Origin of the sequence: Kitasatospora sp. NPDC127116 (assembly GCF_042677365.1) — a bacterium.
Classification (GTDB): Bacteria; Actinomycetota; Actinomycetes; order Streptomycetales; family Streptomycetaceae; genus Kitasatospora; species Kitasatospora lactacystinica.
On sequence record NZ_JBHXTL010000117.1, the window covers coordinates 12,883 to 31,685 of the forward strand.

Below are 18,803 nucleotides of genomic sequence, written 5' to 3' on the forward strand. Positions count from 1 at the left end.
GGGGGGGGGTTTTTTCCCGGGGGGCGTGGGGGTGCTCCCCGTTGGGTTGTTCCCCCCGCGCGGGGGGGGGCGGGGCGGGCCCCCGCCCCCCGCCGCCCCTCCCCCCTCGCGTCAACACCTTCGACCGGAAAGGAAGATGCCGCAGTGGACCGTTCGAACGGCCCCCGAATCCACCATGTGGGCGTACAGACGGCGGATCTGGACAACTGCCTGGGCTGGTACCAGGAGTTCTTCGACGCCGAGCAGAAGTGGGAACTCAGCCGCTTCTCCGAGCTCACCCTCAGCCGGCTGCCCGGCATCCGCAGGCTGACCGAGATCGCCTTCGGGGACGTCCGGCTGCACCTCTTCGACCGAGCGGGCCACAACGGCCGGACGCCCGACGAGGAAGGATTCCTCTTCCAGCACGTGTGCGTCCAGGTGGCCACGCCGCAGGAGCTCGTCGACCGGCGCCGGCGGTGGATCGACCTCTACGAGTCGCAGCGCTACACCTTCGCCCGTCCCGAGCTGCCGACCGAGATCGTCGTCGACGACGACGGGGTGCAGAGCCTCTACCTCTTCGACGTGAACGGCCTGGAGTACGAACTCAGCTACATACCGGACGGTCACCGATGACCGGCGTGAGCGACGGCGTCCTGATCTCCGACCCGCGCAACGGCGAGTGGGACTTCGGGGACTTCGCCTACGGCCTGGAACACCTGACGATGCCGCCGGTCGGCCCGGCAGCCGTCTCGTCCCCCGGGGGTGTCCCGGGCGCCCTGCCGCCCTGCGACCTCGACCTCGTCCTGTTCCAGCTGCGCCTCCTCGCGGACGGCGGGCCCTCGGCCGCCCCGGGCACCCGTGTGGACCCCAGCGACGACCAGCTGTTCTGGTTCCGCTGGATCACTGGGCATCAGATCACCTTTCTGATCTGGCACTTGATGGGAAAGCTGCTCGAACGGAGCGCGGAGCGGCAGACGCCGGACCGCGAGTCACTGGGCCGCCTGGAGACGTACGCCTACGGCTACTGCGCCATGCTGCTCTACACCGGGTCCTGTCCGCTCGACCTCTACCAGAGCCTGATCCGACCGCGCATGCACCTCCAGCACCGCGGCTTCAGCGGGACCTGGGCGTCGGACTTCGCCCCGGTGCGCGGCCTGTTCCGGGGACGGGGCGCGGCCCGTGGACACGGTCCGGAGGCCGACCGGCTGGCCCGTGCCGTGGAGATCCACCGGACCATCCACGACGGCATCGCCGCCCGCCTCGTGCCCGAAGGCCGGTCCCTGCTGCAGCAGACCATGAAGGAGACCGTCGTCCGCCCCTCGGAGCGCACGGCGATCCTGTACGACAACTTCTTCCTGACCCTGCGCGGGCCGGTGGACGACGACGGCATCACCGGCCAGCTCCTGCGCAGGCTGCGTGCGGTGGCGTGGGACATCGCCGACCGGGGCCTCTACCCGCTGGGGCACGGGGGCGACGACCGGCCCGAGGAGCTGCGCAGCGCCGAGGTGGCGCGGTGCGAGAACCGCATCGGCCACATCCTGAGCGAGGTCGGCGAGGCCGCCGCCGCCCCCGCCAAGCCGCTCCCGTAGCCGCGCGCCGGGTGATGCCGGCGAGCCGCCCGATCCGTCGCCCAACAGAGAGGACCATGCGCATGCGCGCCACTGTCATCCACGCTTCCCGCGACGTGCGGGTCGAGGAGGTCCCGGACCCGGTGATCCGGCGGCCCACCGACGCCGTGGTGCGGGTCCTCCTCTCCTGCATCTGCGGGACCGACCTGTGGGCGTACCGGGGCCTGGCCGACTTCCGGTCGGGGCAGCGCACCGGCCACGAGTCCATCGGCATCGTCGAGGAGGTCGGCGCCGAGGTCGTGGGCTGCTCCGCCGGCGACCTGGTCGTGGTGCCGTTCGTCTGGTCGGACGGCGTCTGCGACTACTGTGCCGAGGGGCTCACCACCTCGTGCGAGCGGGGCGGATTCTGGGGCACGAAGGGATCGGACGGCGGCCAGGGCGAGGCGCTCCGGGTGCCGTACGCCGACGGCACGCTCGTGCGGCTCCCCCGGGAGGCGGCGTCGGACCGGCGGTTGCTCACCGCGCTCCTGACGCTGTCCGACGTGCTGGGAACGGGTCACCACGGCGCGGTCGGCGCGGGGGTGCGACCGGGCACGACGGTGGCCGTCGTCGGCGACGGCGCGGTCGGACTCTGCGGTGTTCTCGCCGCGAAGCGTCTGGGCGCCGAACGCATCATCGCACTCGGACGGCACCCGTCCCGCACGGACATCGCCACGCGCTTCGGCGCGACCGACATCGTCGCGGAACGCGGGGAAGCGGCGGTCGAGGCCGTGCGTGAACTCACCGGGGGCCGGGGCGTGCCCGCGGTGATCGAGGCCGTGGGGACCGCGCAGTCCCTGTGGACGGCGGTGCGGATCACCAGGGACGGTGGGTCGATCGGCTGCGTCGGCGTACCTCACGGCAGCGACACCGGCCTCGACCTGAGCGACGTGTTCGAGCGGAACATCGCGCTGCGCGGCGGCGTCGCGCCGGTGCGGACGTACATCCCCCGGCTGTTGCCCGACGTCCTCGAAGGGGTGATCGACCCGTCACCGGTCTTCGACCTGACGGTCGGACTCGACGGAGTCCCCGGGGGCTACCAGGCCATGGACGAGCGAACGTCCCTGAAGGTGCTGATCAGTTGCTGAACCGCCTTCCCCATCGACCCGCACCGACCCGCGCCGGCCCGCACCGACCCGCGCCGACCCGCATCGACCCGCACTGACCCGTAGCGACGAACCATCGGAGTGATCGTGAGCAAGTGGCCCGACAGTGTTGTCTCCTGCGTTGACATGAACGGTGACGAGCTGGCCGACGGCGTGCTCGGGTACGCGTTCCGCCAACTGCTCGGCAACAACGGATACGTGCACCTCGTGAACGTTCCCGAGTCCTTCGACCACGTCGCCTTCCTCAAGGAGCTCGGGCGGTTCCAGCCCACGCCCACCGGCACGGTCGTCGGGGACGTGAAGCCCGAGCGCGGCATGGACGACGTCAACCACGGCCAGAACCAGGGCGCGCTGCAGCCCCACACCGAGGGGTACGAGTTCCGCGGCACTCCGCCGCGGTACCTCGCGCTGTGGTGCGTGAGGCCGGCCGAGGGACGAGGTGGCGAGACCACCCTGTTCGACGGGAACCGCGTGCTCGCGGAGTTCGACGCGAGCGAGCGGCAGCACTTCCTCGACACCGTGTACCGGTGGAGGTCCACCGAGGGCCTCGCCCGCCGAGGAGTGGTCCCCACGGCGGAGCACCCGGTCCTGGAGGAGCGCGACGGCGCACTGATCCTCCGGTACTCGACCAGCTACCTGCAGATACCCGAGGGCGACGAGCTGGCCCGCCGGCTCATCGACCGGGGAAGCGCCCTCTACGAGGAGCACCACGTCGCCGTCCGCTACCGGGAGCGGGACCTCGTCGTCTGGGACAACTGGCGGATGCTGCACTCCCGCAACGCCTTCGACGACCCGCAGCGGCACCTCAAGCGCGTACAGATCGCCGGCTGATCCCGAAGGGCGGGCACCACCATGAACGGCGCACGAGCAGTACTCGACACCCTTGTGCACGGCGGCATCGACATCTGTTTCACGAATCCCGGCACCTCCGAGATGCACCTGGTCGCGGGCATGGTGGCGACACCGGAGATCCGCAGCATCCTCTGCCTGTTCGAGGGGGTGGCGACGGGCGCCGCCGACGGGTACGGCCGGATGGCGGGACGACCCGCCTCGACGCTCCTGCACCTGGGGCCCGGTCTCGGCAACGGGCTGGCGAACCTGCACAACGCCCGCCGCGCCGGTACGCCCTTGATCAACATGGTCGGCGACCACGCGACGTACCACAAACCGTTCGACGCGCCCCTGGACTCCGACATCGAGAGCATGGCCGGGACGGTGTCGGCATGGGTGCGCAGAACCGAGCGTCCCACCGATGCCGGGCAGGACACCGCTGACGCCATCCGAGCCGCCAGGACACCGGTCGGCCCTCTCCCCGGCGGCGTCGCCACCCTCGTCCTGCCCTCCGACGTCTGCTGGTCCGAGGGGGGCCGTGCCGTGCCCGTCCTCGCCCCGCCGCCCCCGTCCTTCGACGAGGCGGCGGTGGAGCGGGTCGCCGCGATCCTGCGCGGGAAGGACGGGTGCCTCCTGCTCGTCGGGGGCGGCAACACACGACGCGCGGGCCTCGCGGCGGCGAGCCGCATCGCGGCGGCGACCGGGGCCGACGTCCTGGCCGAGAAGTCCCCGGCGCGGCACGAGCGAGGAGCCGGCATCCCGCGCTTCGACCGGCTTCCCTACCCCAGGGACCTGGCGGCGGACCGGCTCAAGGGAGTGCGGCACCTCGTCCTCGCCGGAACACGCGAGCCCGTCTCGTTCTTCGCCTACCCGGGCAGGCCGAGCACCCTCGTCCCGCCGGACTGCGAGGTGCACGACCTCGGTGCGGCTCCGGGCGCCCTCGAATACCTGGCCGACCTGCTGGCACCCGGCACCACGCCGCCCGTCAGGGACACGGACCGGCCGGGGCTGCCCAGCGGGGAGCTGACGGCGGAGAAGGCCGCGGCCGTCATCGGCGCACTCCTGCCGGAGCGGGCCATCGTCGTCGACGAGGCCATGACCTCCGACCAGTGGCTGCCGGCCGCCACCGCCGGTGCGCCCGTGCACGACTGGCTCAACATCACCGGCGGCTCGATCGGCATGGGAATGCCGGTCGCCACGGGGGCGGCCTGCGCCTGCCCGGACCGGCCGGTCGTCAATCTGGAGGCCGACGGCAGCGCGATGTACACCCTCCAGTCGCTGTGGACGCAGTCGCGTGAGGGCCTCGACGTGACCACGGTCATCTTCAACAACGCCTCCTACGCGATCCTCGACTCCGAGTTGCGGCGGGTCGGAGCGTTCCAGGGCGCCGATGCTCGGCGGAGCCGGTCGCTCATCGACATCCCGGGACTGGACTTCGTCGCGCTGGCGAACGGCATGGGCGTACCCGCCACCCGGGCCCGCACGGCTGAGGAGTTCGCCCGTCAACTGCGCGCCGCCGTCGCGGAACCGGGCCCCCATCTCATCGATGCCGTGGTTCCGCCCGTACGGGCCTCCTGAGTCCGACCACGCCGCTCCGGCCGCCGACACCCCCGTCCGAAAAGGAAGAACGGTGCCCACCTCCATGTTCCGGCAAGTCTCCCTGCTGCCCGGTGTCTGGCCGTCCCCCGGGCTCCTCGACGCCCTCCGCCCGCTCAGCGAACGGCCGCTGCTGCAACCGGGCGAATGGCCGTCACCGGAGTCGGACCTCGGGAAGTCCTTCGCACGGACGGACGCCCTGCTGGCGGGATGGAAGGACCCGCTCGACGCCGACCACCTGCGCCGGCTTCCCGACCTGCGCTACGTGGGCCTGCGTGCCACGTCGACCGACCGCATCGACCTGGACCACGCGCGGCGCGAGGGCATCACCGTCTCGCCCATATACGGCTACGGCGACATCGGCACGGTGGAGTTCGTGATCGAGCAGCTGCTCGTCCACACGCGCCACAACGGGGGCGTGCCCGGGGAGTTGGCGGGACGCCGGCTGGGGCTCGTGGGCTACGGTCCGGTGGCCCGGGGCGTCGGCAAGGCCGCCACGGCTCTCGGCATGGACGTGCTCTTCCACACACCCGGGCATCGCGCCACGGAGGCCGACGAGCCCCGGTGGGCGCCGCTGGCCGAGCTGCTCGGCTCTGCGGACTGCCTGTCCTTCCACTCGCCCGCCTACCGCCACGTCGTCACCCTGCAGGACCTGCGCCGGGTACCGGACGCATGCCTCGTGATCCTGACGACCCTGGGGCTGCCGATGGCCGAGACCGATCTGCGCACCTGGCAGGCAGGCCGCTCCGGACCCGTGGTCCTCGACTCGTGCGCGGCCCACGCCGTCGGCGAATCCACCAGGCGGCTCCCCGGCATCGACGTACACGACCTGTACGCCGCGCGGACCACCGCATCGGTCCAGCGCGCGGAGGCCCAGCTGCTCGACAACCTCGTCGCGGCGCTCCGCTCGTGACGACGGCCCCGGCCCCCGGCCCCAGCCCCGGCCATGGTCGCTCCTCACGCGCGGGACGGCCCCGGCCCCGATAGCCTGGAGGCGAGCCCGTGCACCCGTCCTCGTCCGAGGGGTTGATCGGTCATTCTCCGCGCACTCGCCGACCGTCTGGGGATCGTCGCACGGGCGTTCCCCGCCGTGTGCCGTCGGCTCGGGGTGGCCCGGGCCGTCCGGCTGGGTGCTGGTGAGCTGCTCTTCGACCTGCGCCACGGCACCGAGACCGGAATCGACGTGGCGGTCCGGCACGAGGGGGCGAGCCCCTGGATGTTCGCCAAGCTGGTGCGGGTGCTGCCCGCGGACGGTCGGCGGGTGCTGCTCGACCTCGGCGCGGGCAAGGGCCGGGCGCTGTTGCTCGCCGCGCGGCACGGCTTCCGGGAGGCGGTCGGGGTGGAGCTGTCCCCGGAGCTCTGCGCCGTGGCCCGGGCGAACCTGCGTGGACGCCGGGCCGGGGCCGGAAGCTGTCGGACCGAGGTGCACTGCGCGGACGCGGCCGGGTTCGAGGTGCCGGACCGGGTCGACACCGTCTTCCTCTTCGACCCGTTCCCCGAGGAGACGCTGCGGGCCGCCGTCGGACGGCTGACCGCCTCTCTCGAACGGGCCCCCAGGGAGGTCCACGTCCTGTACCAGCATCCGAGGCTCGCCCGGGTGCTGACGGAGGCGGGGTTCGCCCCGGTCTACCGGATCGGCTCCGAGGGGATGGTGCTGCGCCGCGACGGCCGGGCCGACGGGGCGGCGGCTCCGGCTCCCGGTGCCGCGTACAGGCGGGACAGGAAGTCGTAGAGCAGCAGTTCCTGTGCCCGGGCGGCGGAGCGCAGCACCCGGTTGGCGTGCAGGTGGACGTAGTTGCCCGCCAGGGCGGCGATCGGGATGCCGATCTGCCCGGTCCGCACCCCCTCGCGCAGCTCCGCCGCGAGGGACCGGACGGCGGCGGACGTGTCGTCCGCCATGCCCGGGCATGGACCCGGGTCCGCCAACAGGCTTTCCAGGGTAGCGCGTTCGCGGCGGAAGCGGTCGCCGATCCCGCGTCGCACGGCCTGGTCCACCCGGAACTCGGCACGGAAGCGGTCGCGGGCGGCGCTCACCAGGGCGCGCTTCTCGGCCCGCGACAGGCCGAGGTCGGTCAGCAGCCGGTCGATGCCGACCAGCGCGGCCCGCCAGCGGGAGTCCGCACCGCCTTCCGCAGCGCGCTCGATGCCGCCCTCCGTACCGGCCTCCGCGCAGAGCGACTCGACGGTGCGCAGCGCGGCCTCGCTGTCCTGCCGGAACAGGAGTTCCGAGAGCCGGATGCCGAGCGGCCCGCCGTAGCGCTCGATCTCCCGCTCGTAGGTGTCGAGTTGGACGCGCCGGACGACACCGTCCGCGAGCAGCGGCTGCGCCGCGTCGTACAGGGCCGGCAGGACGTCGGCGGCCAGGCGCCGCCGATCCCCGTGCAGTCGCACCCTGAGGTGCCAGTCCGGGTCGGCGTAGCGGACGTAGAACCAGCTGTCCGCCGCGCCCTCGGCGAGGGCGCGGCGGACGAGCGGCCGGACGACCCGGCGCAGGGCTTCGTCGGCGCCGGCCGAGCCGGTGTAGAGCTTGGCGTAGAGCCACTCGGAACCGGGCGGGAAGCTCCGCACGCACGGTCGCGCGTCGGGGGCACGCGGTGGCCCGGGGTCGGCCCGGCGCGCGGGCGGGTGCACCCGCGGATACCCGGGCGGGTGCGCGCCGGTACGGACGAAGGGGACCACCACCTCGTGGGTGAACCGCCCCTCGGGGCCGCGGGCGAGCACGTCCTCGCCGCCGAGGAACAGCTCCGCCACGGCGGCCGTGGAGCGGCCGGCCAGCAGCCGGGCCGCCATGTCGAGGAAGACGGTGTTCTCCAGGTCGACGGGCAGCAGCCGGTCGCCCTCCGCCACGGCGACCCACCGCGGCAGGCCCAGCTCCCGGCGCAACTCCTGTACGGCGACGAACCGTTCGCCCGGGGACGGCATCGCGAAGCGCGCCAGCTGGCGCTCGGTCAGGTTCCAGCGCGCCCGCGCGAGCACCAGGCGCCCGGAGACGATCCGTGGCAGGTACGGCGCGGCGGCGAGCGGCCCGAGGGCGGCGTCCAGCCCGTGCGCCTGCTGCGGGGCCTGCAGCGCACACAGGAAGCGGTACAGGCCGAGGTTCGCGGGGGCGGCGAAGTGGTGCGCGGACGTCAGGCGCGGGACGACCTCGGCCCCCAGCCGGGTGGAGCGCAGCGCCAGGCGGTCGCCGTCGGGGGTGAGGGTCAGGTCGGTCAGCGGGATCTGCTGGTCGGGCGGCGCCCCGGAGCGGCCGAGGCAGGGGATCTCGTGGCCGCGCAGCAGCGGCCGCCGCAGGACGTTGCCGATCCGCTCACCGGGCAGGTGGGCGATCTCCGCGAACACCGCGTCCGGCCTGAGCGCCTCCTCGGCGCGCAGATGGGCCCGGACGCACCGGGTGAGGTCGTCGCCGTCGTGGCAGAAGCGGCCCAACAGGTACGCTCCGGAGGGTCCGCCCAGGGCGGATATGTGCACCCGGTAGCGCCCCCGCGCCACCGCCTGCGGGCTCTCGGCGAGGATGCTCGCCACGACACCGAAGGAGTCGGGCAGCGGCGGCCGGTCGCTGGAGCGCTCGTCGGCGGCTGTGAGCGCGTCGAGCCGTTCCGGGCCGAGGGCGAGTTCCCGCGCGCCGGTGCGCACCGCCTCGCCCAGCCAGCTCAGCAGCAGCCGGTGGCGCCCGTCCCAGCGCTGCTCGCCGTCCGCCGGCCGACCGGAAGCGTCCTGGCCGTCGAGGCCTGCAAGGTCGAGGCCGTCCGGGCCGAGGCCGGCAAGGTCGAGGCCGGCGAGCAGCGGTTCGGCGGCGGCCATCGGGGCGGCCCGGACGGGGAACCCGAGGCCGGACTCCGGGTCCAGCGCCTCGCACAGCGGTACCTCGCGGGCGCCGTAGCGGGTCCGGTAGGCCGCGGTGAACCGTGCGAGTTGCGGGTCCGGGCGGGTGCCGCCCAAGCGGTGGACGAGCCGGGCGCCCCGGAGCACCTCGGCGGCCACCGCACGCCCCAGCACGGCCCGCGCGGCCGGCTTCACCAGGTCGATCCGGAACAGCCCGGACGGCCCGGACGGCCCGGACGGGTCCGCCGCCACCGGTGGGCAGGTGAGCAGCGCCGCCGCGCGGGCGTAGTGGCCGGACGCCTCGCCCGGCGGCCGCCGGTCCGCCAGGGCGAGCTGCCGCCGGGCTGCGTCCAACGCGGCCGTGACGGGGCCGAGCCCGGCCCGTTCGGCGAACGGCCGGACCTGGGCGAGCAGGTCCGCCAGTGGCTCGGGCCCGCTCACGGGCGGTGCGAGCTCGGGGACGAGGATCTGGTGCTCGATCAACTCCTCGACGGCCCGCCGGACTTCCCCGGGCTCCACGTCCGGTTCGGCGGCGAGTACGGCGGCGACGAGTTCGTCCGGGCGGGCGCCGGATCCCGCCCGGACGACGGCGGCGAGGAGCCACGGCGCGGGCTCGACCTCGACCAGCCGGTGGGTCGGGCCCGCGTCCGTCCGGAGCACCTCGACGTACCGGAGCCGCCCGGCACTCCGGTACAGGCTGGAGTTGGGCCGGTGGACCAGGTGCAGTCGCACCTCCGGCCGCCGCCGCAGGTCGGCGGTCAGCGCGCCGAGGTAGCCGAAGTCCAGGCCGGTGCGGCGCCGGTAGGAGGAGGACGGTCCGAGTTCGAGGGCGGTCGGGCCGTCCGCCGCGGGGTCGACCGAGCCGACCGAGCAGCCGGCGAAGAGTCCGAACGGGGTCGGCCTGGCGGACATCCGGGCGAGGTAGCGCAGCAGGCTGTGCTCGGCGTTCCGGCCGCGCCGGCTGTCGGGTGAGTGCTCCCAGGTGTCCAGGCCCGTCGTGAGCGAGGAGGAGGCGACGGACAGCGCCTCCCGGACGTCGGCACGGCCGTACAGCGCCCGCAGCCGTGCGCGCACCCGCAGCCGGTCGCGCCGGACGGCGGCGCCGACCAGGTCCGGGTGCCCGCCGCACCGCGCGGCGGCCAGTCCCTCGCCCAGGCCCAGCAGGGCCTCCAGGGGCAGCAGCGGGGTGCGGAGTACGAAGAACTCCGCGGCCTCCCAGGCCGGTTCGCCCTGCACGGGCCCACCCCGGACGGGCTCCTCCTGCACGGACCGGCCGGGGCCGGCCGCGTGGGATCCCACCGCCGGTCAGCTCCGGTCGCGCAGCCGGGCCCACCCGCGCCGGAGCAGGAACGGCCACAGCGGCGGGGCCGACAGCCCCTGGGCGAGCGGGCGCGGCCAGAAGAAGTTGACGTTCAGCGCCCAGGCCGAGACCACCGTCACCTGGTGGTACCAGCCCACCGGGATGTAGAGCGATTCACCGGCGTCCAGGGTGCACTGCCACCCGGTGGCGCGGCGGGCCCGCGGGAACCGTTCGTAGTCGGGGAGGTTGGGGTCGAAGCGGCAGTGCGTGATCTGCGGGACGCGGTAGACGCGCCGGGCCTGCGAGGGCGGATAGAGGACGAAATGCTTGCGTCCGACGACCTGGACGTTGCAGTTCGGCGTCACGTCGCAGTGCAGCCCGGAGGAGGTCCCGAGCACGCCGCACCAGAGGTTGGTGTCGATCGGACCGCGTCGGTACCAGCCGGGTGGCGGCGCGTCGTCGAGCAGGTCCTCGGACAGCTGCCGGAGCTTCGCGTCGAGGTAGTACGAGCAGCGGAACCCGTCGGCGCACACCGCCCGGGTGATCTCACCGGCGCCGCTGCAGGACAGGGCGATCCGTTCCAGCCCGCCGGCGGTGTCCAGCACCCAGTCGAGGTACCGGCCGAAGGAGGTCCGCCCGCCGGCCGCGAGGTTCTGGAAGACGTTCCGCGGTGGCCCGTTCGTCTCCCGGACCGTCACCTCCCGCTCCCCGGCGACGGACCGCAGGTAGTCCACGTCCCAGCGGTGCAGGGCCGGCCAGTCCCGGACGTTGTCCAGGACGACCCGGGGCTCGCCCTTGCGCAGCGGTGCGCGGAAGTCGTCGCGGCTGACGCGCGGGACGGCTCGGAGGGCCGTGCCCCGCCCTCCCGGGAGGCTCGGCGGCATCTACTCGGGCCCGCGCCGCGTGGTGCGCCCCCGCCGGGATTCGGGCGCCCCGGGTGCCGACGCCGTCTCGTCGCAGGTCCACAGGCTCCAGCCCTGGGTGGTGAGCAGCGGATCGTCGAGGTTGCCCACGGTGGACCGTTTCAGGTCGAGGGTCTTCTTGCCGTCCTTCGGCTCCGTCGTGCGCTCCATGGTTCTCCTCCTTCGAAGCGAGGAACTCTCCGCCGGGAAGGCCTCGCGTCAGCGGGGCCTCGGATCGGCGGGGCCCCGGGTCAATTGCGGGACGTCATTTCAGGAAGACCTCCCGCGCCAGCCTCATTCCGAGCAGCTCGCGGAACTGCGCGCAGCCGTGCGACTTCCGGTCGGGCCCGTCGAGCCGGACCGAGAGCTCGGCCATCCGCTCGCTGTAGCCGTCCAGCGCGGCCATGTTCTCGACCTCGGTCACGATCATGACGTTCCAGTCGTCACGGCCGGTCGGCGGGGAGACCAGGATGCGGTAGTCGCGGATCAGCTTCTGCCGCTTGGCCTCCTCCATCAGGGGCTTCCACCGCGCCCCCAGGTTCGCGAGGTAGGCGTTGGTCAGGCCGGGCTTGGTCTGGGCGAACTGCACCGACCACACCGGCCCCTCGGAAAAGGCGAAGTCACCGGCGGCCATGGCGGTTTCGTTCTCGGTCATCGAATTCTCGTTCCGGACGTTCGAGCGCGGTTCACCGGGCGTCCCCGTCCCGCAGGACGGCCCGCGCGGCGTTCCGCTCGGCGCACGGTTTCGAGGGGCGGGAGAGGGGCGCAATCGCGTACGGGACGGACGGGTGTCCCGTGACCGGACCGCCTTCCGGGCGGGCCACCCCTTCATGATGCTGCGGCGGACCCGGTCCCTCAACCGCTGGGGGAACGCGACGGAACGGCGGTGGCCCCGACGGAGCCACCGCCGGAGCCACCGAGGCCGTAGCCCGTCGGCCAGAGCCCGTCGCCTAACGTGAACCGGCCGGCTCGATGAGCGCGCTGGTGACGATCGTCAGCGTGGCCGGCGCGTTGGTCGCGGGGTAGCCGTCCACCTCGCCGCTCTGGGTGCCGCGCACCGACCACACGAACGCGACCGCGCCCTTGTCGTCCACGACGCGCTGCTGCAGCGTGAACGTGGCGTCCGGGAACGCGGTGCGGATCCTGGCGATCAGCTGGCGGGTCTCGTCCGCGCCCGTGGCGCGGTACCGCCGGGGCACGCTCTGCCGTTCTTCTGTTGCCATCACAGGTCTCCTGTCGGGATTGCGGGCACCGCACCGCCGGTCGGCGATGCGACGTGCAGGGCGCGGAGCGCCGTCGCCGTGGTGAACAGTCGCCGCCAGTCCTCGGCGACGACGTCGAGGCCCGCGATCGATTCCGTCCACGACGTCTGTTCCCAGGGCTCCGTCAGCTGCGGCCGGGGCACCCGGAGGATCGGCACGACGGGCCAACTGCCGTCCGGTCGCTGGTTTTCCACCAGCCACCGGGTGCCGCGGGCGAGGGCCGCCCGGAGGGCCGGGCAGTCGTCTCCGGGCGGCGCCGTGAGCAGTTCGCCCAGCGCCTGGACGGCCAGCGCGGTGGCGAAGGCGGCGCACGCGCGGTTCGGCGCGTGCGCCCAACCCCCGTCCGGGCGTTGGGCGCGCAGCAGCCACCCGGCGGCTCCCGCCCGGGCCGCTGCCGCCCCGGGCAGGTCGGTACGGCGGCTCAGCTCTCCGATCGCCTGCACCGCACGGCACGTGGTGTAAAGTCCGCCCGCCCACCAGTAGGCCTCCCAGTTGCCCTCCGGGCGCTGCTGGTCCAGGAGCCGGCGCGCGGCCCGCAGCGCCGCGCGCCGCTCCCGCTCACCGTCCAGGCCGGCCAGCAGCAGGGCGGCCACGGCGGTCACGCACGGGTGCGAGGAGGTCCAACCGCGCAGGTCGCCGGCGTCGGAGTGGAACCGGACGAGCCAGGGCTCCGGGTCCACGATGGTGGTGAACCCGCCGTCGGGTCGCTGCGTCGACAGCAGCCAGTCCAACGCCGGTCGCCACCGCTGCGGTTCGGGCGCGCCGATCCGGGTCAGGAACAGCAGGGCGTTCGCCGTGGAGTCGACGTCCACCGGCCACTGGCCGTTGTATCCCCACCCGGCTCCCGGAGCGCGGTTGGCGACCAGCCAATCGGCCGCCTCGGCAAGGGAGTTCACCGGAATCGGGTACGCCGCGGCCGGGGCGTTCGCCGGGGCCCCGGAGTCGGCCGTGGCCGGGGCCGGGGCGTCCGCCGCCGTGCCGACGGTCGCCAGGTTCCAGCCGACGTAGCCGGTGACCCAGGAGGTGCTCTGCTGGCCGAGCAGCAGGAAGTCGCCCCAGCGGCCGGCCGGATCCTGTTCCCGCCGCAGGTAACGGGCCGCTGCCGCAAGGGAGTCGGCAATCGTATCGGCGGTGGGCGCGGCCACGGTGGCGCCGGGGGCGGTGTCCCGCCGTGCCGCCGGACGGCCGCCCCGGCCCGCGGCGGCGCGCGCCCGGGCCAGCCCGTCCCGGCGCATCCGGTCGAGGTCCGCGCGCAGCCCGCGGACGGACTCGGAGAAGCCGATGAGCCGCTCCACCCAGCCCGCGGGCGGCAGGTCGGTCACCGCCGCCAGCGCACGGCACAGCTGCTCGGCGGCCTCGTCGAGGGTGTGTTCGGCGAGGCCGCCGTAGTGGAAGCGGCGGGCCGCGTCGGCGACCAGCTCGGTTCGGGCGGCGCGGGTCGCCGAGGGCGTCAGGCCCAGCTCGGCGAGCAGCCGGGGGACGAGCTGCGAGGGGTGGCCGTGCAGGAAGTCCTCCTTCCAGTCGACGCATTCGCGGTAGCGGGCGAGCCCGGCGTACAGGCGGCTCTGCGACTCGGTCACCGGTCCGACCGGCCCCGGCGTCCCGGCCAGCGCGGCGAACGCCTCAGTGGTGGTGTGCGCGAGCTCCGCCCCGGCGCCGGCCGGGTCCCAGGGGCGGCGGTAACCGGCGGAGAGCGACTGCCGGAACGGGTCCCGGCCCGGCAGGTCGTCCGCCAACTGTCGGGTGGCGTAACGCCGCAGGGACGCGCACTCCCGGTCGGCCCGGGCCGGTGCGCACTGGCCCCGGCTCTGCCGGAACCGCAGGAAGCGGGCCGCGCCGCCCGCCCGCGCGGCCAGCGCCACCCGTCGGGCCGCACCCATCGGGACGGTCGCGAAGTACTCGTACAGCAGGAACGGCAAGTGGTCGAAGAGTGCCCCGGGGAGCGGCTGCGCCGGGTCCCACGGGCGGTCCTCGCGGCCGGGCAGGCCCGCCCACTGCTCGGCGAACACCCGGTCGGTGTCACGGGTCTCCATCAGCAGCAGCGTCACGGTCGCCTCCGTCCTAGGCCACGGACTCGGCGCGGTAGGCGCGGAGCAGCACGTCGGGGGCCTGGGCGCCGCCCGGCCCGGCTCCCTTCACCAGCCGGTGGCCGAGGTACCGGCCGACCGCCGGCGGCACCCAGCCCGGCACCCCGCCCGACGGCACCCGGCCCGACGGTTCCGCGCGGCCCGGCCGCCACGGCTCGGGCGGCTCGTCGAGGCCGAGCGCGAGCAGGCCGTCCAGCCACGGGCCGTGCTGGTCGAGCCAGTCCAGTTCGGCCGCGGAAACGCCGAGGTGCTCGGCCAGGCCGTACTGCGGGAGGGCCCGGCGCGAGGCCGCGATCGCCAGGCCGACCTGGCACAGGGCCTCACCCGTGGTGCGCGCCGGGCCGGCGGTCTCCAGGATCCGGAACTGCTCCGCCAGCACCGCCGGCCCGGGCGTGCGCGGCTCCCGGTGGGCGTCGAGCCAGGGCCGCCAGGACGCCGCCACCGGTGTCGCGGGTGTCCGCCGGTCGCCCCGCCAGGCAGCCGCCCCGACCACCCCGAGCGCCCCTACTCCCGCGGCCGGCCCGGCCGGGGCACCGTACGGAGCAGTGGCGGGCGGCTCGGTCGGCAGGTCGAGGCCGAGCGTCGGACCCGCGATCCGCTGCCGGGTGGTCCGGATGGCGGCGTGCCAGCTCCCCTCGGCGATCCGGTCGGCCGCGCCCTCGGCGCGGTCCAGGTGGCCGAGCGCCAGCGCGCGGACCTCCTCGACCACGCCCTCCCGGGCGAGCAGCTCGGCCACCTCGGACACCGGGGGCCGCTCGGCCGACTCCACCCGCCGCTGCCAGCCGGCCCGCAGGAACGCCACCGTGAGGGGGTAGGAGTAGTGCCCGCGCCGGTAGTCGATCCGCCAGTCCGCCAGGTCGTCGGCGAGCTGGAAGGCCACGTAGTGGGCGTCGTGCGAGGCCTCCAGTCCGGCCAGCGGCCGCTCGTCCCCGCCGAGTACGGCGAGGGCCGCGAGGCAGGCCTTGGCGATCGCGGACTTGCCCGCGTAGACGAGCTCCAGCTCCTCCCTGGGGTACGGCTGGAGCAGGCCGCGGTGCCGGGCCTCCTCGCGCAGCACCGCCTGGCAGAAGTGCCCGAAGTAGCGGTCGAAGTGGCCCCAGAACGGGCTTGCGGGCGGCAGCAGCGCGTACAGCCCGTGCAGTGCCTCGCGCTGGAGGAGGCCGCCCAGCAGCAGGCCTCCCCCGGTGCGGGCACAGGGGCGGTCCAGTACCTCGTCCAGGGCCAGCACGTAGTCGAAGAGGTACGAGCCGCTGACGGACAGCGCCCGCAGCTGCGCCAGCGAGACGCGGGGGAAGGCGGTGTAGAACAGCAGCGGGTAGGTGTAGAAGACCCGGGGGTCGACCCCGGCGGCGATCCGCCGTTCGGACGGCAGGCCGGCGGTCGCCGGCAGGCCGTCCACCTGCAGCAGGCGGGCGACCCGGCGCCGCAGCGGCCGCCGGGCCTCCTCCACCAGGGCGTTGTCGCCCCGCCAGCCGACGTGCCGTTCGACCCGGACCCCGCCGTTCGGCCGTTCGGCTACCACCGGCCCGATACGACCGTCGTGACGACCGTGGTGACGCCGCTCGCCTGGGCCTCCGCCTCGACCCGCGACTCCAGCTCGACGAGCCCCAGCTCGCCGACCGGCAGGTCCTCGAACGGGACCTCCTCGAACGCCAGCTCCTCGAACGGCAGGTCGCCGACGGGCTTGCCGCGCTCCGCTGCCACGTCTCCAGCCATCATGTTCTCCTTCGTCTCGGTGTACCGGTGTCTGTCCTGTGCGCGACGTCGGTCGGTGGGCCCGGCGGCCCGGTCACCCGGTGGCGGTGCCGGCGGGTTCCCGCCGCAGCCCCAGCGCCGTCACGTGGCGCTCGGTCAGATGGTGTTTCGCGGCGAAGGCGCGCCGCTGCGAGGTGTTGCGGATGACCAGCTCCGGACGGGACAGCAGCTGACGGACCGGGTCGCGGATCTCCAGCCGGTCCCCGGGCCGGACCAGCGGGTCGGCGGTGCGCGGGACCGACACCTCCAGGAAGGCGTAGCCGCGGCCCCGGGACACCGTCAGGTTCACGAACAGCAGGTCGGACGCTACGCGCTCCACGTCGAGGCCGCCACCGGTGCGCAGCGCGGCGCTCAGCTCCCGGACGTCGCAGTCGAAGGCCCGGAAGACCGTCCCCTCCTCGGTCAGCCGGCGCTGCAGGGCGTACCGCAGTTCGACGTACGCCATGAGGTCGCGCAGGACCGGGGCGCACGGTCCGAGCCCGTCCAGGACCTCGGCCGCCAGGTACCGGCACAGGTCCGGGACGAACCCGTAGAGGTAGTAGTCCGGCCGGAGCTGCTCCGGGCCCACGTGCCGGTGCTGCCAGCGCGTCCAGCCGGTCAGCACCTGCCGCAGGTCGGCGCCGGCGGTGCGCAGCGCGAGGAACAGCGTCGGGCAGGTGTAGGTGGCGGCGGAGATCGCCTTGGCCAGGTCGCGGTCGAGGTGCGGCGTCGGGATGTGGTAGAAGCTCGGGAAGATGTCGGGGTGGCGGGTGACCGTCGCGATCTCCTCCTCGTCCAGCAGGAAGAGCGAGATGTCGGAGCTGTGCCCGTCGAAGCGCAGCTCCTCGCGGTGCTCCTCGTACAGCGGACTGCCCACCAGCGGCGCCAGCAGGTGCATCTGCGCCTGGGTGTCCGGCGAGAGCTGCAGGACGTCGAGCGCGAGGTCGAGCGAGGCGACCGCGTCCTCGGTGGTCTCCTCCGGGAAGCCGACGATCAGGGAGGCGGTGCAGGAGATCCCCCGGTCGGTGCCGGAGCGGATGACCGGCAGCACCGCGTCGGTGCGCAGCCGCTTGCGCACCAGCGGCTGCATCCGCTGGGATCCGGTCTCGATCCCGAAGAACATCCCGCGGCAGCCGGCGGCGGCCATGGTGGCCAGCAGTTCGTCGTCCACCCGGTCGGTCCGCGCGCTGCACGCCCACTCGAAGCCCTGCCCGCCGTCGAGCAGGGCGGCGCAGAACGCCAGGACCCACCGCCGGTCGACGGTCAACATGTCGTGCACCAGGTCGAACCGGGTGAATCCGTGGGCGTCCCGCAGGTGCCGCATCTCGGTGATCAGCCGGGCCGGCGACTTGATCCGGTAGTCGCGGTTGAAGAACACGTTGGTCGAGCAGAACGTGCACCCGTACGGGCAGCCCCGGCCCGCCTCCACCGGCGCGAGGTCCTGCAGGGTCCGCTCGAAGGGGTACAGGTCGTAGGCGGGGAAGGGCAGTTCGTCCAGGTCCTGCAGCAGGGGTGCGGCGGGTTCGCGCACCGGGCCGCCGTCCGGCCCCCGCCAGGTGGTGCCGGCCACGCCGGCCAGGTCGTCGCCCGCCGCCCACCGGTCGAGCACCCGGACGAGGGACCGGTCCGCCTCGTTGCGCACGATCGCGTCGATCCAGCCGAACTCGCGCAGGGTCGCGACGTCGACCACGGAGGCCTGCGGGCCGCCGAGCAGGATCCGTACGTCGGGATCCAGCTCGCGGCACTGCCGGGCCAGCGCCAGCGTCTGAGGGTAGGAGTTGCACATCGTGGTGAGGCCGACGACGTCGGGCCGGGACTCGCAGATGAGCTCCGCCACCTCCCGGTGGAACTCGGGCCCGTCCCCCACCCGGCCCTCCAGCAGCGCGAGCGTCGGATCCACCACCACCGGTTCGTGCCCGCTGCGCCGGGCCACCGCGGCCAGCCCGAGGAGGTTCAGCGGCACGTACGGCGAGGGGACCTTGCCGAAGTGCCAGTCCGCGTTGAAGCACGTCACGAGAGCCAGTCGCATCCTCGGCCCACCACACCCTGTCCCGGCCCCGGGGACCGTCGCTGCCGTCGCGTCGAAGAGTCGTCTACTCCGCGCGCGCACGACGCGCCAGCGGCCACGCCGCCACCCCAGGCCGAGCACCCCGCCCGGGCGTACCTTCGTGGCCGAAACGGGCCAAAGCGGGCCAAGAGGGGCCGGCCCGGTTCCGCGATCGTGCGGTGCACCCCGTGAAGCGCTTCGACGCGCTGAAGGCCGCTCCCCGTCACGCGAAATTCACAGACCGGGGTCTACTCGCATAGACAACGGTGGGGCATCCTGGTGCGATGCCGGCGCTCGAAGCCCGTCGTTCCCGTTGCCCGGGAACCGCGGGCGGTGGCGCCGGACGGATCGGTCGGCCCTCGCGCCGGAGCACCGCCGCGTCACCGCACTGCGTACGTCCCCTTCGTCCGGGCCGGTTCCCCAGGCCCGGCTCCGGGCTTCCCGCCCTCCTGCCGACGCGCGGGCGGAGGGGGGGTAGGCGAGTAGGAGGCCCACCAACCACACCGCGAGGTGCAGATGTAGCCACGCCC

Annotated in this window: 16 protein-coding genes; 7 read left to right on the top strand and 9 right to left on the bottom strand. The window is 74.2% G+C overall.

Annotated elements, in window-relative coordinates:
* Nucleotides 1-177: 177 nt before the first annotated feature.
* The 7 genes from ACFVHV_RS33825 (at nucleotide 178) to ACFVHV_RS33855 (ending at nucleotide 6,851) form a co-directional block, all read left to right on the top strand.
* Nucleotides 178-612: a VOC family protein gene (locus ACFVHV_RS33825; RefSeq protein WP_380356381.1), complete on the top strand. Its 435-nt coding sequence runs from the start codon at nucleotides 178-180 to the stop codon at nucleotides 610-612.
* Entirely contained in the window at nucleotides 609-1,568 is a 960-nt protein-coding gene (locus ACFVHV_RS33830) for a hypothetical protein (protein ID WP_359897281.1), read from the top strand. Before ACFVHV_RS33825 ends, ACFVHV_RS33830 begins: the two co-directional genes overlap by 4 nt.
* 62 nt (nucleotides 1,569-1,630) lie before the next feature.
* On the top strand, nucleotides 1,631-2,674 hold the full coding sequence (locus ACFVHV_RS33835) for a zinc-binding dehydrogenase (protein WP_380356384.1): 1,044 nt from the start codon (nucleotides 1,631-1,633) through the stop codon (nucleotides 2,672-2,674).
* 144 nt (nucleotides 2,675-2,818) lie between these two features.
* The gene (locus ACFVHV_RS33840) at nucleotides 2,819-3,523 is read left to right on the top strand and encodes a TauD/TfdA family dioxygenase (protein WP_359897278.1); all 705 of its coding nucleotides are present in this window, start codon (nucleotides 2,819-2,821) and stop codon (nucleotides 3,521-3,523) included.
* 21 nt (nucleotides 3,524-3,544) lie between these two features.
* Complete coding sequence (locus ACFVHV_RS33845) at nucleotides 3,545-5,101, top strand: acetolactate synthase large subunit (protein WP_380356387.1); 1,557 nt, start codon at nucleotides 3,545-3,547, stop codon at nucleotides 5,099-5,101.
* A 52-nt stretch (nucleotides 5,102-5,153) separates the two neighbouring features.
* A complete protein-coding gene (locus ACFVHV_RS33850) occupies nucleotides 5,154-6,032 on the top strand; it encodes an NAD(P)-dependent oxidoreductase (RefSeq protein WP_380356389.1) in 879 nt (292 codons plus the stop codon).
* A 177-nt stretch (nucleotides 6,033-6,209) separates the two neighbouring features.
* Nucleotides 6,210-6,851, top strand: coding sequence for a class I SAM-dependent methyltransferase (locus ACFVHV_RS33855; RefSeq protein ID WP_380356392.1), 642 nt, complete (start codon nucleotides 6,210-6,212; stop codon nucleotides 6,849-6,851).
* Here the strand turns inward: ACFVHV_RS33855 and ACFVHV_RS33860 are convergent.
* The 9 genes from ACFVHV_RS33860 to ACFVHV_RS33900 form a co-directional block, all read right to left on the bottom strand.
* Nucleotides 6,746-10,177, bottom strand: coding sequence for a lantibiotic dehydratase (locus tag ACFVHV_RS33860; RefSeq protein ID WP_380356395.1), 3,432 nt, complete (start codon nucleotides 10,175-10,177; stop codon nucleotides 6,746-6,748). The genes ACFVHV_RS33855 and ACFVHV_RS33860 overlap by 106 nt on opposite strands.
* A gap of 69 nt (nucleotides 10,178-10,246) precedes the next feature.
* Nucleotides 10,247-11,125 carry a cupin-like domain-containing protein gene (locus ACFVHV_RS33865; RefSeq protein WP_359897269.1) on the bottom strand — a complete coding sequence of 293 codons (879 nt, stop codon included), beginning with the start codon at nucleotides 11,123-11,125 and terminating at the stop codon, nucleotides 10,247-10,249.
* Complete coding sequence (locus ACFVHV_RS33870) at nucleotides 11,126-11,314, bottom strand: hypothetical protein (RefSeq protein ID WP_359897266.1); 189 nt, start codon at nucleotides 11,312-11,314, stop codon at nucleotides 11,126-11,128. It lies immediately after the preceding gene.
* A 94-nt stretch (nucleotides 11,315-11,408) separates the two neighbouring features.
* On the bottom strand, nucleotides 11,409-11,798 hold the full coding sequence (locus ACFVHV_RS33875; protein WP_359897265.1) for a hypothetical protein: 390 nt from the start codon (nucleotides 11,796-11,798) through the stop codon (nucleotides 11,409-11,411).
* Nucleotides 11,799-12,093: 295 nt separating this feature from the next.
* Nucleotides 12,094-12,366, bottom strand: coding sequence for an ester cyclase (locus tag ACFVHV_RS33880; protein WP_359897263.1), 273 nt, complete (start codon nucleotides 12,364-12,366; stop codon nucleotides 12,094-12,096).
* Complete coding sequence (locus ACFVHV_RS33885) at nucleotides 12,366-14,453, bottom strand: prenyltransferase/squalene oxidase repeat-containing protein (RefSeq protein ID WP_380356400.1); 2,088 nt, start codon at nucleotides 14,451-14,453, stop codon at nucleotides 12,366-12,368. Before ACFVHV_RS33885 ends, ACFVHV_RS33880 begins: the two co-directional genes overlap by 1 nt.
* 13 nt (nucleotides 14,454-14,466) lie before the next feature.
* Nucleotides 14,467-16,014 carry a hypothetical protein gene (locus tag ACFVHV_RS33890; protein ID WP_380356403.1) on the bottom strand — a complete coding sequence of 516 codons (1,548 nt, stop codon included), beginning with the start codon at nucleotides 16,012-16,014 and terminating at the stop codon, nucleotides 14,467-14,469.
* Nucleotides 16,008-16,208 (bottom strand): hypothetical protein, encoded by a 201-nt coding sequence (locus ACFVHV_RS33895; RefSeq protein WP_380356405.1) that lies wholly within the window; start codon nucleotides 16,206-16,208, stop codon nucleotides 16,008-16,010. The genes ACFVHV_RS33890 and ACFVHV_RS33895 overlap by 7 nt, the downstream gene beginning before the upstream one ends.
* 73 nt (nucleotides 16,209-16,281) lie before the next feature.
* Nucleotides 16,282-18,255 (bottom strand): B12-binding domain-containing radical SAM protein, encoded by a 1,974-nt coding sequence (locus tag ACFVHV_RS33900; RefSeq protein WP_380356408.1) that lies wholly within the window; start codon nucleotides 18,253-18,255, stop codon nucleotides 16,282-16,284.
* Nucleotides 18,256-18,803: the final 548 nt, after the last annotated feature.

Excerpts from the sequence above, each read along its gene's own strand:
- ACFVHV_RS33830 (WP_359897281.1), top strand. The coding sequence starts at position 609 with ATGACCGGCGTGAGCGACGGCGTCCTGATCTCCGACCCGCGCAACGGC.
- ACFVHV_RS33835 (WP_380356384.1), top strand. The coding sequence starts at position 1,631 with ATGCGCGCCACTGTCATCCACGCTTCCCGCGACGTGCGGGTCGAGGAG.
- ACFVHV_RS33840 (WP_359897278.1), top strand. The coding sequence starts at position 2,819 with ATGAACGGTGACGAGCTGGCCGACGGCGTGCTCGGGTACGCGTTCCGC.
- ACFVHV_RS33845 (WP_380356387.1), top strand. The coding sequence starts at position 3,545 with ATGAACGGCGCACGAGCAGTACTCGACACCCTTGTGCACGGCGGCATC.
- ACFVHV_RS33865 (WP_359897269.1), bottom strand. The coding sequence starts at position 11,125 with ATGCCGCCGAGCCTCCCGGGAGGGCGGGGCACGGCCCTCCGAGCCGTC.
- ACFVHV_RS33870 (WP_359897266.1), bottom strand. The coding sequence starts at position 11,314 with ATGGAGCGCACGACGGAGCCGAAGGACGGCAAGAAGACCCTCGACCTG.
- ACFVHV_RS33875 (WP_359897265.1), bottom strand. The coding sequence starts at position 11,798 with ATGACCGAGAACGAAACCGCCATGGCCGCCGGTGACTTCGCCTTTTCC.
- ACFVHV_RS33880 (WP_359897263.1), bottom strand. The coding sequence starts at position 12,366 with ATGGCAACAGAAGAACGGCAGAGCGTGCCCCGGCGGTACCGCGCCACG.
- ACFVHV_RS33895 (WP_380356405.1), bottom strand. The coding sequence starts at position 16,208 with ATGGCTGGAGACGTGGCAGCGGAGCGCGGCAAGCCCGTCGGCGACCTG.
- ACFVHV_RS33900 (WP_380356408.1), bottom strand. The coding sequence starts at position 18,255 with ATGCGACTGGCTCTCGTGACGTGCTTCAACGCGGACTGGCACTTCGGC.